We start from the raw sequence: 15,001 nt of genomic DNA, 5'->3' as shown, positions 1-15,001 counted from the left end.
AACTATTTCTTGATTTTGATAGATATTTCGTAGTCTTTTTGGCGTGAATCTGGACAATTTAGAGTAAAATTAGCACTTGATATGAGAGTTCGTGATGTAACTTTTCTGTTGTTAAGTTGAATTTTTGTATCTTCCTTGGGAACTAAATAAAGTTTTTCTCCTTTCCGTTCTAAATAAGCTCTGATTTCTCCACCTGGACAGTCAATAGAATCTACACAGCTAGGATCATATTCACCAATGGCGATTTTTTTATTGTTGGGTAGTCTACATATTTGTTCTTCATATTCTCCATTACTTTCAAGCTTGACTCGTAAATCCCATTTTTTCTGTAATTTAGCATATTTTAATATACTCCCTACCATTGATGCAAATATTAATAATAAAATTAAACTAGGCAGCCATAGCTGTTTGAATAAATAAGGATTAACTAAACAAGTTTCTTGTCCTCCTGGTGCTGGTGTGCAAATTTCTTGAACTGTAGGATTAAGGTCTACTACAGATAGTTTATAATCTTTATTATCTTGGTTTTTAATGATGAGCGATCGCTCTTTGAATGATAAAGCCTTAATCCAACCCTGTCTTTCCTGACTTTCCGGTGATGTCGCAATTCTGAAAGGACTATTAGCAGGAGTTTCTATCCAAACTTCGGAAGTAATTCCTGGTTTAGTAGATAACGGTGCATCAGTAATCCAAACAACCGATTGCGGCTTAATTGGTTGATTGTTGGAAACTCGATTTTGATTAATCTGGGCAATACCTTGATATACTGTTAACTCTGCTCTTTGAATATCTGTTCCATAGCGGTTAGGGTCAGAATTAAAAGGAATTTTTGCTAATACTTTATTAATATTTTCTGAATTTTTATCTCTAAAATATATAGGTTTTCCTAATGGATTTTCAACAGATATAATCTCATCAAAAACTAAATTTTGAGCAAAGGGAACAACATAAACAGAATCACCAGGTTTGAGACTGTCTGCCACTATCTGACGTAAACGAATCCGGCCTTGATCATTTAAACCTACACTTTCCGTGACATCAATAGCTAAAACAACATCACGTTTACCCCCACCCCACAGGGATACTAACTGTAAGCCATTTCTTTGCGTATCAGTCAGTGGTTGTCCAGGGGTAATTTTTGTCAAAGTCACAAACCCTATAGCCCATTAAATAATGTGTATCAGAATTATCACACAAAGAGTCTTCAAGTTTGCGCTTTTGCGGGTGAAGTGGACTTAGCAATGCCAACTTGTAATTCAAAAAGAACAATGGTAGGAATACTAATTTCTTGAGCAGAGATATTAGCAAGATTTTCAGCAACTTGTCCTTGACCTCACAACTTGTGCTTTTGCGCTCAATGTGAGCATTTTCTCTCAAGCACAACTGGAGGACAAGCGATGAAAAACTATGCAGTAGTTTACGAGTGGGCAGGTAGTAACTATTCTGCATACATTCCAGATTTACCTGGATGTGTTGCCTTCCGCGAGCGGAGCTATCGCAGGAGAACAAAAAGTTACTTTTGTGAGAGTATTATTTGCTATGAAGTCCTCTAAAATTGCTTGAATTACAGGCACACTTACAGCATTACCAAATTGTTTATACGTTGCACTATCATCTGAATGAAGAATATAAGACTCTGGAAAGCCTTGTAATCTTGCACATTCACGAGGCGTTATTCTTCTGGGTCGCCCATTTTGGACTACACCCAACTTATTCGCATCTGATGATGTCAGGGTTATGGAAATACTCTCTGGATCGAGAAATTTAAAAACTTCAAAAGACATATTTCCACTCACAGGATTATACCTTTCATTCATTTCTTTAAGATATTTTTTTTCCATGAGTGAATTAATAATATTTTCGATATTTTCATGATCGAAAAATGTCTTAATTTGTTCTATAGTTAAGCTTTTACCATCTTGGTGATCACCGAATTTTTTATGCCTTCTATGGGATATTAAGGCATCCATAAAATCACGCTCATCCTGCGTACACTTGCCTTTAATACCTAAATGCCAAGAATGGATAGAATTGCCTCCACGAAAGTCAATAAGCCGAATACCATGAAGTTTTTCAAATTGACCATCTACAGCATCAAAAAGTTGCTGTTCAAATTGTTTTGAGAGATAATAATTTTCAGAACATTTTTTTTCCAGAATATGTTTAACCTTGATAACTGCATCAGTATGATCAAAAAGACTTAGCTGATGTTGCTGTTTCTTAAAAGTATGAGAGTCAGTAGCACCTCTATCTGACATAAGTGTAATTATTGGCTTTTTACCAAGTAGCCCTAATATGTATATACGAACACGATTCTGTGGTACACCAAATTTACTACTGTTGAGTAAAAGATAATGAACACCGTAACCAATTTGTTCCAAAGCATGAATAATTGTTTTAAAGGTTCTACCTTGATCATGTGTTGTTAAACCACGGACATTTTCAAGCATAAAACCTTGTGGTTTATGAATTTTTAGTAGTCTTTCAATTTCAAAAAAGAGCGTTCCTCTGGTATCTCCAAAGCCTTGTTGTTTACCCGCATACGAGAAAGATTGGCAGGGAAAACCAGCAAGCATAAAATCAAATTCAGGTATTAGATCAATTTCTCGGATGTCTCCAGTCGGTTTATCATCAAAGTTTAGTATATAAGTTTCAATAGCTTTTTTATCAATTTCAGAGCTAAGTACACATTGAGATTCTATGCCCAAAACATCACACGCTTGCTGAAAACCGAGGCGCATTCCACCAATACCTGCAAAAAGATCAATAAAACGAATCATGGCAAACTCTCACGCAAAAAATCAGCTAAAATGTCAAACTCACTATCAGAATAGGCAACTGTACAATGGCTATGCTTGCAAATTGTAGAGATAGCAGCAGAGCGTTGGAAATTTCCAGCCCCATCAATAACATAGGCTATTTTGTGACCAGCAGCGTTGATCAGAGCTTGTCTTTCGGCTGCTTGTCCTGCTTTTCTTTCTATTGTGCTGTTGGTTGTTACTTGAAAACTAACTTCAATTCCCACACTTTTACCTCCTTTCGTGACAACTACATCAAAGGGCATTCCAGTGGTTTTACCATAACCCTGCAATATAATTGATCCATTACTGGTAATATTGAATTCATTTCCCAATTTTTCTTTCAGGTACTTGACAATGTAACGTTGTGCTAATTGTCCTAAAGAATTTGCATTTGCACCACCTGTTATTCGACTGACAACTATATATCTTTGCTTTATATGACGCTCTAAACCAGCTTCATCACCAAGCAAAGAACCCAGAAGACAAACCTCTAAACCAGCTTGTTCGGATACATCAGAAGTGCTGGCATGAAGCAAAATCATCGTCATGTCACGTTTAAGGCTGTCAAAAGGTTTATCTGATTGCAACCCATTTCCATCAATATCAAGCTTTTCATTACCTAAACCTTTGACGGGCATTGACTCAAAGACATACTGGTAATTTGTTCCTCTCCAGACATAATCCATGACTGGTTTACCCGTCTTATCTCTTTTAGTAAAAATATCTGTGAAACTTTTTCCCAGTCTTTGAATGGGTTCACCACCATAGTCCGAAATAATAACCAAGTGTTTTAGGAATAAGTTTGCGGGAAACTTCGCTGCTTCGACAAGCTCGAAGACTTGCATGGGGTTCTTTTTACTCAATTGTAAAATTGAAATGAAATCTTCTTGTGTCTCAAGTAATCTAGGAATAACACTTATTGTCGCATTTTCATCCTTTAAACTTTCAGTCCACCACATTGCAGCGTAGGACTGTAAAGTAGTTATGTCTCTAGCGTAATTCGGCATATAATAATCTTTGATTGAGCTTGCATGACAAGCATTTTAGCTCTTGACAAGAGAATAAACAAAAGATAATTGCCTCTGGTGAGCAAAGCCCCACTATCCAACCAAAGCGAATTAGAATCTGCCTGTCAAGTTCTCCGCAAAATTGCTGAAATAGTAAAGTAATTAAAAAAAGCTCAGTCATCCCTTCACAACTTGGGCTTTTCCTCTCAACGTAGCAAATCACTAATCACGTTATGATAGTGGATAGTCTGCTTGTAAATTATGATTGAGTGAATTATTCTCCCTTCGCTAATGAAATTGACATTGAGTCAATATTCCCCTTTGAATTAGATCAATTCCAGAAAGAAGCGATCGCCTCCCTCAATGCTGACCGTTCAGTAGTTGTCTGTGCGCCCACAGGTTCAGGAAAGACCCTCATCGGGGAATATGCTATCTATCGCGCCTTATCTCGCGGGAAACGGGTGTTTTACACCACTCCCCTCAAGGCGTTATCTAATCAAAAACTTCGAGACTTCCGCGAAAAATTTGGCTTTGATCAAGTTGGACTCCTCACCGGAGACGCTTCCATTCACAGGGATGCACCAATTTTGGTCATGACCACAGAAATTTTCCGCAATATGCTCTATGGTACACCCATAGGACAAATCGGGATCTCCTTGACAGATGTTGAGGCTGTGGTGCTAGATGAGTGCCACTACATGAATGATCGCCAACGGGGTACAGTGTGGGAAGAATCAATTATCTACTGTCCCCGTGCCGTCCAACTTGTAGCCCTTTCCGCTACCGTTGCCAACAGTGATCAACTTACCAGTTGGTTAAATCATGTTCATGGGCCAACAGACCTAATTTACTCGGATTTTCGCCCCGTTCCCTTAGAATTTAACTTTTGTAATCCCAAAGGATTATTTCCGTTATTAAATGAAACCAATACCAAAATTAATCCCCGCTTAGTCAAAAAGGCGAAAAAAGGATATTGGGAAAAAGGCAAAGCTGGTAGACCAGAACCGCCCGGTATTATTTATACCCTGAGCCAACTCCAAGAACGGGATATGCTCCCCGCGATTTACTTTATTTTCAGTCGTCGGGGTTGTGATAAAGCCGTTGAAGAGGTTGGTGATTTATGGTTAGTTAATAATGATGAATCCCAAATCCTGCGGCAACAGATTGATGAATTTTTACGCAAAAATCCCGATGCTGGTAGGGCTGGACAAGTTGCCCCACTGTATCGAGGCATAGCTGCCCATCATGCCGGCATCTTACCAGCATGGAAAGGATTAGTCGAAGAACTATTTCAACAGGGACTAATTAAAGTCGTATTTGCTACGGAAACCTTAGCAGCGGGAATTAATATGCCCGCCCGGACAACAGTAATTTCTACTTTGTCTAAGCGGACTGATAATGGACACCGCTTACTCAATGCCTCGGAATTCCTGCAAATGGCAGGACGGGCTGGTCGTCGAGGCATGGATCTACAAGGTTATGTAGTGACATTGCAGACACCCTTTGAAGGAGCAAAAGAAGCGTCATATTTAGCTACATCTAAGGCTGATCCTTTAGTTAGTCAGTTTACACCCAGTTACGGCATGGTATTGAACCTGCTGCAAACTCACACCATAGAAAAAGCCAGAGAACTGATAGAACGGAGTTTTGGACAATATATGTCCAACTTGCATTTGCAACCAGATTTTGAAGAACTGGCGCAAGTTCAAGGACAATTATCGCAAATTCAGTCACAATTGGCAGCTATTGATGAAAATGAATTGATGCAATATGAAAAATTGCGTCAACGGCTGAAAGTAGAACGGCAAATTTTCAAAACCTTGCAAGAACAAGCACAGGAAGATAGACAGGCACAATTGGCAATGATGCTAGATTTTGCCATATCTGGAACTATGTTGAGTCTCAACGACAGAAACGCTATGTCACCCCTACCGATAACAGTAGTGTTGGTTGACAAAGCTGTGAGTGTGGGTGAAACCTCTTACTTTGTCTGCCTAGGGCAAAATAACCGTTGGTATGTAGCAACTTCAGCAGACATATTAGATATGTATGCGGAAATGCCACGGGTAGAAGTTCCAGCGGAGCTAATACCACCTTCAGAATTGAGCTTGAAACGAGGACAATCAATCCGTGGTGATGAAAGCACCATTGCGATCGCTCAGAGTATACCCAATCCTGAAGAATTTAACCATCTACCGACAGAGGTACAGGAGCAACTCAGTCGCTTAACTGCGGTTCAAGAACAGTTAGAAACCCATCCCATTTATAAATCGGGGAATATTGCCAAAATATTTAAAAATAGAGCGCGTTGTGTCGAATTAGAAGCAGAACTTGAACATTTACAAGAGCAAGTATCATTACAATCCCAAAGATATTGGGAAGAGTTTCTCTGTTTAATTGAAATCTTGCAATCCTTTGAATGTTTAGATAGTTTAGTCCCCACAAAATTAGGACAAATTGCTGCGGCTATTCGGGGTGAGAATGAATTGTGGTTAGGTTTAGTTCTGTCCAGTGGAGAGTTAGATAATATTGGTCCCCATAACTTAGCAGCAGTAATAGCCGCTTTGGTGACTGAAAGCCCTCGTCCAGATACTAAGGTTGACTTTAATCTATCTCCAGAAGCAGATGCAGCTTGGCTAACATTGCAACCGATTCGTCGTTCTGTATTAAAGGTGCAGTATCGTCATGGGGTAGCCTTACCAGTGGGTTTGGAAACTCGTTTTATCAGTCTAATTTCCTTGGTAGAACAGTGGGCATTAGGGGTAGAGTGGAAAGCATTATGTGAGAAAACCACCTTAGATGAAGGGGACGTGGTGCGAATTTTACGCCGCACCCTGGATTTATTATCCCAGATTCCTCATGTTCCTAATTTACCAGATATGTTGCGGCGGAATGCTCAACGGGCGATGCAATTGATTGATAGATTCCCTGTAAATGAAGCAATGGAGTAATTAGCTAAATGCACACCATATTTAAATAAAACCATTGTGGGACGGGCATACTATGGCTAACGCCACGCTGCGCTATCGACAAGTGTTACAGTGAGCTTGTCGAACTGCTCAGTACAAGTCTTGCCTGTCCCAGTTGTGCAATTTAAATCTATGATTTATTTTCAATTACATCTCTTCTTGATATTTCACTAACAATGTAGGAATATAATCATAGCCATCAACACCAATAATGGCAATCATTTTGGGGCGATTTTGTTGCAGTAATAATTGAAATTTGTCTGTACCAATTTGTCCTCTAATAATAGTCAATAAACCAGCAGGTTTTCGCCACTCATCAGAAGCAATCTGTTCTAACAGGTACATTCCCAGACCACCAGTATAACTGGCTTTTTCATAATTAGCAATATGATAATTAGCTTCAGCTAAATATCCTAAATTCCTCCCTTGTAAATACAAATCACCAGAAACTTGGGATGCTCTAAAGGCATTTTCTAAATATTTAATTGCTGTCGCATATTGTCCGGTAACTAAATAAGCAATCCCTAAACTACTAAAACATAAAGCTTGACTTTGCAAATCATTTAATTTTTCTGCTAGTTTTAAACCCTGTTCTAAATAGTTAATGGATGATTCATAAACTTCAGGTTCACTAATTTCTGTTTCCTTGGCTTGCATAACTTCGCTATAACCTAAGTTGACTAAAGCGTTAGCTTCTCCAGTTTTGTCTCCAGTTTGTCTACTAAAAATTAATGCCCGTTGACTGTAATTAATTGCTTCACCATAATTTTGTTGTTGCACATAAGTTCGGCTTAGGTGGTTAAGATTGGCAATTTCACAGATTTTATCTCCGGAATTTCTGGCTATTTCTACAGCTTGTTGATGAAAATCAAGGGAGCGATCATATCTGCCCAAACCCCGCTGAGAATAACCCAACAATGTCAAAATTCGGGCTTTTTCCTGAGTACCTTCTGCCGAACGCAAGGGGGCATCTAAATAATCTAAAGCATCTCGTAAATAACTACCAGAAAAAGAGGCAAAAATCCCCCCATAGAGAGGAAAATAAGGACGTTGGGCAAAGGTTCGCAAAATTTGCAGCATGATTTGGGATGCACCATTGCTATATATTGCTGCTTGATTTTGAAAACCGCTGGCTAATTGACTCCAAATTACGGCAAAGGTTAAAAATGTGGAAATAGATAATTTAGGACCTGCTTGAATATCATAAGCTTGTTGGTCAAACCAATTAATTAAACCTCTTTGTAAAAGCTGTAAAACTATTGCTAATTCTACCCAATTACTCAAACTAATTTGCTGCTGTTTTTGGGCAAACTCTAAGGCTGATTGTTCTACGGCTAGGGTATGAAAAAACGCTTGGGGAACTTCACTATTTACGACTTTAGCCCAACTTGCCCAAGGACTATTTTCTCCGGGTACACCGCCAAATCCTAAAGAACTTTTGCGTTCATACATCCAATTAAGTAAATTTCCTTGGATTTTTTGCCATGCAGCTATACCACGATTAATACCGTCAGCAATTTCTTGGAAATCTTGATTAGCACTGGCAAATTGTTGTAAGGATTTAGCTAACTGTTGAAGCTGGGACACATTTAAGGGATACTTCAAATTAGGATCGGTAGCCCGCAACAAAGCCGTTAATCGCTCATCTGGGGGGGCTGTGGTAATTTCGCGCATATATAAAGATATCGCTTCAGTGGCTTTATTTTGTTCTTGCCACCGTTGCCATTGAGTTTGAATCGTTTTAGCAGCGCGTAAACTCCGGGTAGCCTTGGCTTTTTTCAGTTCATCGGTTTCGTTGTCTACTTGAGATTGTAGAGCATTCAAGCGATCGCTTAAAACTAACTCAAACACCTCCCCTGTCCCGGAAGTAATACCTTTGAGTAACATTTGATAAACCTGCTCCACAGAGCTAATCTTACCCTTGAGAGTGGTTTCGATAATGTTATCAATCAAAGCGAGATAATGCTCGCGTAATGGCAAAGAGTCTGACACTTTAGCAAATAGAGAACATCACAACAATTTTAATTGTAGCTGTAGCAGGTTTGAAGGTTGAGAATTGGGCTTGATCAATATCATTGCTGAGAGAATATTTACAAATGGTATAATGTTATGCTATATCAGTATACAGTAATGTATGTAGTTTCAGCGTTTTGTATATCTTCGGGACACCTTAGTTGAGATAAGAAAATATACCTAAATTTAGATTTTACTAGCATTTCTCAAGGAGTAGAAACCAATCATGAATTAACTTGGCTGAAATAAAACCATTGTGATGTGATGCAAAAATAGTTCTTTAGTCATACTTTACCAAGAGAATATTTCAAAAATTCTAGGAATCAAGAGGTAAAATAGACCAAAAATAACACATAGTATACCTAATTTTATATCTGCTTATTTGCAGATTTTGTCTAAAGTAAATAAAAATTAACTACCTAAAATCAAGGACAGAAAAAATGAAGAAAATTTTAGTGATCGAAGATGAACCTAATATCAGAAATAATATCCGGGAAATATTAGAATTATCGGATTTTCACGCTATAGTTGCAGAAAATGGATTGCAGGGTTTAGAGTTAGCAAAAGATAATAAACCCGACCTAATTATTTGTGATTTGATGATGCCTGAATTAGATGGTTATGGTGTCTTAGACCAACTACGTCAGGATAGTTCCACCATGACAATTCCTTTTATATTTCTTACAGCTAAATCACAACCTTCTGATTTACGTAAAGGGATGGAATTGGGGGCAGATGATTATTTAACTAAACCTTTTCGCGCTAACGAATTACTGCAATCAATTGCTACTCGATTAAATAAACAAGAGGTGGTAAACCAAAAAAATCAGGAAAAATTAGATGAGTTAAGTATTTGTATTAGTCATGCACTACCCCATGAAATTAATACCCCTCTGAATCATATTTTAGGATTGTCAAGTTTATTAATTCTTGAAAATGATTCCATTGACAATGAAGAAAGTTTAGAAATGCTGGAATTAATTCATAAATCTGCTCTGCGTCTGCACAAACTTACCATCAACTTTCTCATGTATGCAGACCTAGAAATCTCAATGTCAAATCCCCAAAAAGTTACTGATATTCGCAATAATCAGGTTAAAAGTTTTGTCAAATCAGCAGTTGAAAAGATCGCTTTAAAAATTGCTAAAGATGTAGATAGAGAAGCAGATTTAGAGATAGAAATTTCTGATACTGTAGTCAAAATCTCTGAAGTGAAGTTGAGTAAAATTCTTGAAGAATTAATTGATAATGCTTTTAAGTTTTCCTTGCCAAATACAACAGTGAAAATTATAGGCTATCCCAGTGATGATGATTTTCATTTGTATATAATTGATTACGGTCGGGGACTGACTCAAGAGCAAATTTCTAACATTGGTGGTTATGTCCAATTTGAACGTAAAATTTACGAACAACAAGGTTCTGGTTTAGGACTATCAATTGCTAAGAGAACAGTGGAACTATATGGAGGACAGTTTTCCATTGAGAGTATACCTGGTAAGCAAACTATTATTCGGATTCTTCTACCTCGATAGGAGAATAAAGTGGTATTGACTGGAAGGAGGGATAACATTTATAGAAAAAGCCATCCACCAAGAAACTTTAACCCCTTGTTCCTTCTTCCTGAATCCTGCTATATCACTTTACTCCTTGTAGTAAATAAGTCATCATTTCCCCTTTGCCTTTAATTTTAATTAAACCCCGTTTTTCCAACAAATACTTATCTTTCAACAACTGATAAGTAGCTTCACAAATTTGGATATTATCTGGTATACCGTGGGATTCCATGCGACTGGCTGTATTCACCGTATCACCCCACAAATCATAGGCAAATTTCTTTAAACCAATTACCCCAGCAACTACTGGCCCTGTACTAATCCCCACCCGAATCTGAAAAGATAGGTTATTTTGTTTATTAAACTCAATCACAGATTTTTGCATATCTAATGCCATATTTGCTATAGCTAAAGCATGATCACTGCGATAATTAGGTAAACCAGCAACAGCCATATAAGCATCACCAATTGTCTTAATTTTTTCTATGCCATGAATTTCTGCTAATTCGTCAAATAAACAAAATATTTGATTTAATAATTCTACTAATTCTGCTGGTGATGTCCGACTTGATAATTCTGTAAAACCAACAATATCAGCAAATAATACTGTCACTGCATGAAAACTGTCAGCAATAGTTGTCGGTTGTAGTTTTAATTGTTTAGCAATTACCGCAGGTAAAATATTTAATAATAACCGTTCTGATTGTTCTTGGGCTATTTCTAATTCTCTTTTCGCTCGAAATTCCTTTTTCTTGAGTTTCTCATATAAATAAACTGAAAAAACACAAATTGTTCCTGTCCAAAATAAATATAAACCTTGTTCTATGTAATGGGAAATTAGAAATTGAAACTTGGGTTTATAAATTGTATATAATCCTAAATAACAAACCATCGTTCCCACTTGTCCTATTAAATGTATCCGCCATTTGACAGGAATAATTGTGGCTTGAGTAATAAACATCAAGTTCCAAATATTTGTCATTGGTTCAACATAATTAAATGATAAAGCTGTAAAAATTTGAATAGTACAAGTTACAGACCAACATAATCCTAAAAAAAATATATCTAAATAACGACGGGCTAGAGGTGTTTTACATAATAACCAGCAGACAACAATAAAAAATTCAAGTAATAACCCAATTTTGAAAGCGGATATTTTTTGAGGTATGCCTTCATTTACCCACATAAAAAAAGCAGTCAGAGTTAAGCCAATTATCATCATTAGTTTGGCTTGTAATTTCATGCGGTTAAGTAGGAAAGTTTTCCGCTGTTCTCTGTAGGATTGTGCAAAATCTTCGTCAGTCTCGAAATCGAATACTTCTGGGCTGACAATTGCCTCTAGCTGGGTTCTGATAGCATTGATATTAGTCATCTTGCCCATTTTGCGTTATGAGTAGTTAAATCAGTGTAACCGGATTGAGAGAAAATAAATGGTTCGTCACCCGACTTTAACTTTTGATCGTGGTACGTTAATTTTACACCCACCACCACGAAGTAAAACTTGGATAGACTATGCAATTTGGGATGATAGAATTGAAAAATTTCGGATTCCCGCAATTAGATACCGTTCCTTAGTTGAAGCCCTCCAAGCGGAAGCCACAGATTTTATTGATGAAGCTAAAGCTTTTTATCCCTTAGAGTTGGTGGCTAGTTTGGAAATGAGTCCCTATCCCCACCAAAATGAGGCGTTAGCGGCTTGGAAACGGTTAGGACGACAGGGGGTAGTTGTGCTACCCACCGCGGCAGGTAAGACGTATTTAGCGCAAATGGCGATGCAAGCCACACCACGCACGACGTTAATTGTCGTCCCTACCTTGGACTTAATGCACCAGTGGTATGCTCACTTAGTAGCGGCTTTTCCTGACGCGGAAGTAGGTTTACTGGGAGGTGGTTCGCGGGATAGAACAGCGATTTTAGTTGCTACCTATGATAGTGCGGCTATTCACGCAGAGAGTTTAGGTAATAAATATGCTTTGATAATTTTTGATGAATGTCACCATTTGCCTACAGATTTTAACAGAGTTATTGCCGAATATGCCATCGCTCCCTATCGGTTAGGACTTTCCGCAACCCCAGAACGCACAGATGGTAAACACTCTGATTTAAATATTCTGATTGGTAAAGAAGTTTATCGCAAATGCGCTGAAGATTTAGCAGGAAAAGCTTTAGCAGCCCATGAAATTGTGCAAATTAAAGTTAAATTATCTCAATTAGAACGGGAAAAATATAACCAATTAATTCAAACTCGTAACGATTTTTTAAAGCAATCAAAAATCTCTTTAGGAAGTCTCCCTGGTTGGCAAATGTTTGTGCAAATGAGTGCGCGTTCTCAACCTGGACGGAGAGCAATGTTATCACATCGTCAAGCCAAAGAAATCGCTTTGGGGACTGACGGTAAAATCCGGGTACTTGTAGATTTATTAGCCACCCATTATCCCGAAAGAATTTTAATTTTTACCGCTGATAATGCCACAGTTTACCGCATTTCCCAAGATTTATTAATTCCGGCAATTACTCATCAAACACCAGTTAAGGAAAGGCATGAAATATTAACTAAATTTAAATCAGGTGAATATAATACTTTAGTGGCTTCTAATGTCTTAAATGAAGGTGTAGATGTTCCCGCAGCTAGTATTGCAATTATCTTATCAGGAACAGGTTCAACTAGGGAATATATTCAACGTTTAGGGAGAATATTACGAAAAGGTAATACAGAAAATAAACAAGCAATTTTATATGAAGTCATAGCCGAAGACACCAGCGAGGAGGCAACTTCAGCCAGACGCAGAGGAGAAAATAATAGTCAAGAAGAAAAACCGCAAAGAGCAAATTTACAAGTTGTTTATAATAGTGAAAAGAAAAGCGATTTAAAAGCAGCAGAACAGTTAGAAATTAATTATTCAACTAAAAAGAAAGATGTTACCAACGGATTTACTGATACACCGCCAAAACGGCGAGGAAATCATCCCAAAGAGACTGAAACTTGATCAAAAACATTTGAGTTTAGCGACTGAATTAATTAGCTTTTTTCAGGAAGCAGTGGGAAAAACTCAAGGATTATTAGAACGTCAATTAGCAGACTTTGAAGGAGATACTACAGATTACCGCATGAAGCGGGGTTTGGCTTATATTATTAAAAGTGGTTTTTGCACCTTTGAAATAGTTAGTCCCCTCGAACCACCTATGTTAAGAGCAAAAGTATTTGCTTTAGCAGCAAAATCCGTTTCTAGTCGGGAATCAACGGAGATTACTTTAAATAAAATTGCTGATGATTTAAGCCAAGAACTTAATCAAGAAGTTTTACCTGCTCAAATTAGAAATGGACTTTATGCTGATTTATCAGAAAATAAAATTTTAACTGCTTTTGATGCTCCTAAACCAGAAGACGTTTTACATCGTTATAATTTATCTCAAATTCAAGGAGTTTTTTATAAAGCTAGTCAATTAGTATTAAATGCTCATCGTAATGTTCCCGGAGAATATAAACTTCTATTTCGTTATTTAAAGCTATTTCAATTAATGGCTTATATTGAAGGTGATGCCGATCATGGTTTTACAATTAGTGTAGATGGGCCTACCAGTTTATTTACTTCCAGTACCCGTTATGGTTTAGCCATAGCTAAGTTAATTCCCGCACTACTTCATGTCACGAAATGGAGTTTATCTGCAACCTTGCAAACCCGTGATTTTTACACAAATGAACCGAGAATAGGACGTTTTACCCTTAATTCTGAATGTGGATTAGTCTCTCACTATCCCCCAGGTAAACCCTATGATAGTATGTTAGAGGAATCTTTTGCTAGTAAGTGGGATGCTTTAAAAAGTGGTTGGATCTTAGAAAGAGAAGTGGATTTAATTCCCATTCCTGGAAGTGTAATGATTCCCGATTTTCGCCTAGTTCATCCTGACGGACGGGTATTTATATTAGAAATTGTTGGTTATTGGCGACCAGAATATTTACAAAAGAAATTTGCTCAAGTCAGAAAGGCTAATTGTGATAATTTGATTTTAGCAATTTCCGAAAGATTGAACTTAGAAAAAGCCGGAGTCAAACTAGATAATGTTCCCGCGAGAATTATTTGGTTTAAAGAAAAACTATTACCAAAATCCGTATTAGCCGTCATGGAGTAAGGGAGTCAGGAGTCAGGAGTCAGGAGTCAGGAGTCAGGAGTCAGGAGTCAGGAGTCAGGAGTCAGAAGAAAGAAGAAAGAAGAAGATAAGTCTCCCCCCTGTTCCCTGTTCATTACACTTCATTGCGAAATCAGAAGCTAAGTAAAAAACGTGATAGCTTTTGATCTAGTCAAGCGATTACACAAAGGAGAACCCAGTGGCAATGGAATCAAATGTACTAACGGGCGCAACTGTAGATAATCAAGATATTAGTGAATATGTTGCTCATTTACAGTTGCATATGACACTACAAGCTCGCAACGTGGTTCCCAGCTTTAAACAGAAAGTAGAAGATAGTCGTCAGCAATTACTTCATCAAACCCAAGCAGACTTTGAAAAATTCGCTTCTCGTCAAGGTCTATAGATTTAAAAGCATTTTCACCAGAATTAACATAGAATAGAAGCAGATATTGTAGTTTTCACCCCAAGGGTATACTGGCAACTTCTGCTTTTTATATTTTTTTACACATTTAGTTAAGAAAATCACT

At 37.6% G+C, this 15,001-nt stretch carries 10 protein-coding genes; 5 read left to right on the top strand and 5 right to left on the bottom strand.

Going from position 1 to position 15,001, the window contains the following annotated elements:
- Nucleotides 1–2: 2 nt before the first annotated feature.
- The 3 genes from FJR11_RS08000 to FJR11_RS07990 form a co-directional block, all read right to left on the bottom strand.
- Nucleotides 3–1,151 (bottom strand): VWA domain-containing protein, encoded by a 1,149-nt coding sequence (locus tag FJR11_RS08000; RefSeq protein WP_168503180.1) that lies wholly within the window; start codon nt 1,149–1,151, stop codon nt 3–5.
- A 309-nt stretch (nt 1,152–1,460) separates the two neighbouring features.
- On the bottom strand, nt 1,461–2,780 hold the full coding sequence (locus FJR11_RS07995; protein ID WP_168503179.1) for a DNA cytosine methyltransferase: 1,320 nt from the start codon (nt 2,778–2,780) through the stop codon (nt 1,461–1,463).
- A complete protein-coding gene (locus FJR11_RS07990) occupies nt 2,777–3,808 on the bottom strand; it encodes a restriction endonuclease (RefSeq protein WP_168503178.1) in 1,032 nt (343 codons plus the stop codon). The genes FJR11_RS07995 and FJR11_RS07990 overlap by 4 nt, the downstream gene beginning before the upstream one ends.
- A 269-nt stretch (nt 3,809–4,077) precedes the next feature.
- On the opposite strand from FJR11_RS07990, the gene FJR11_RS07985 reads away from it, so the two are divergent.
- Nucleotides 4,078–6,759: an RNA helicase gene (locus FJR11_RS07985; protein ID WP_168503177.1), complete on the top strand. Its 2,682-nt coding sequence runs from the start codon at nt 4,078–4,080 to the stop codon at nt 6,757–6,759.
- 165 nt (nt 6,760–6,924) lie between these two features.
- Here FJR11_RS07985 and FJR11_RS07980 read toward each other — a convergent pair whose 3' ends face one another.
- Nucleotides 6,925–8,769 carry a tetratricopeptide repeat protein gene (locus FJR11_RS07980; RefSeq protein WP_168503176.1) on the bottom strand — a complete coding sequence of 615 codons (1,845 nt, stop codon included), beginning with the start codon at nt 8,767–8,769 and terminating at the stop codon, nt 6,925–6,927.
- A gap of 461 nt (nt 8,770–9,230) precedes the next feature.
- Between FJR11_RS07980 and FJR11_RS07975 the strand changes: the two genes are divergently transcribed.
- The gene (locus FJR11_RS07975) at nt 9,231–10,322 is read left to right on the top strand and encodes a response regulator (protein ID WP_168503175.1); all 1,092 of its coding nucleotides are present in this window, start codon (nt 9,231–9,233) and stop codon (nt 10,320–10,322) included.
- Between the two features lie 103 nt (nt 10,323–10,425).
- Here the strand turns inward: FJR11_RS07975 and FJR11_RS07970 are convergent, their stop codons facing one another.
- On the bottom strand, nt 10,426–11,715 hold the full coding sequence (locus FJR11_RS07970) for an adenylate cyclase (protein ID WP_168503174.1): 1,290 nt from the start codon (nt 11,713–11,715) through the stop codon (nt 10,426–10,428).
- Nucleotides 11,716–11,773: 58 nt separating this feature from the next.
- Between FJR11_RS07970 and FJR11_RS07965 the strand changes: the two genes are divergently transcribed.
- From FJR11_RS07965 to FJR11_RS07955, 3 genes are all read left to right on the top strand, one after another.
- Complete coding sequence (locus FJR11_RS07965) at nt 11,774–13,330, top strand: DEAD/DEAH box helicase (RefSeq protein WP_168503173.1); 1,557 nt, start codon at nt 11,774–11,776, stop codon at nt 13,328–13,330.
- Complete coding sequence (locus FJR11_RS07960; RefSeq protein ID WP_168503172.1) at nt 13,260–14,474, top strand: DUF790 family protein; 1,215 nt, start codon at nt 13,260–13,262, stop codon at nt 14,472–14,474. The genes FJR11_RS07965 and FJR11_RS07960 overlap by 71 nt, the downstream gene beginning before the upstream one ends.
- Nucleotides 14,475–14,676: 202 nt before the next feature.
- On the top strand, nt 14,677–14,877 hold the full coding sequence (locus tag FJR11_RS07955) for a hypothetical protein (protein WP_168503239.1): 201 nt from the start codon (nt 14,677–14,679) through the stop codon (nt 14,875–14,877).
- Nucleotides 14,878–15,001 lie beyond the last annotated feature (124 nt).

The organism is Anabaena sp. UHCC 0187 (assembly GCF_009712035.1).
In the GTDB taxonomy this organism is placed as follows: domain Bacteria; phylum Cyanobacteriota; class Cyanobacteriia; order Cyanobacteriales; family Nostocaceae; genus Dolichospermum.
The sequence above is the reverse complement of the archived record's forward strand: the minus strand, read 5'-3'. Positions and strand labels throughout refer to the sequence as shown.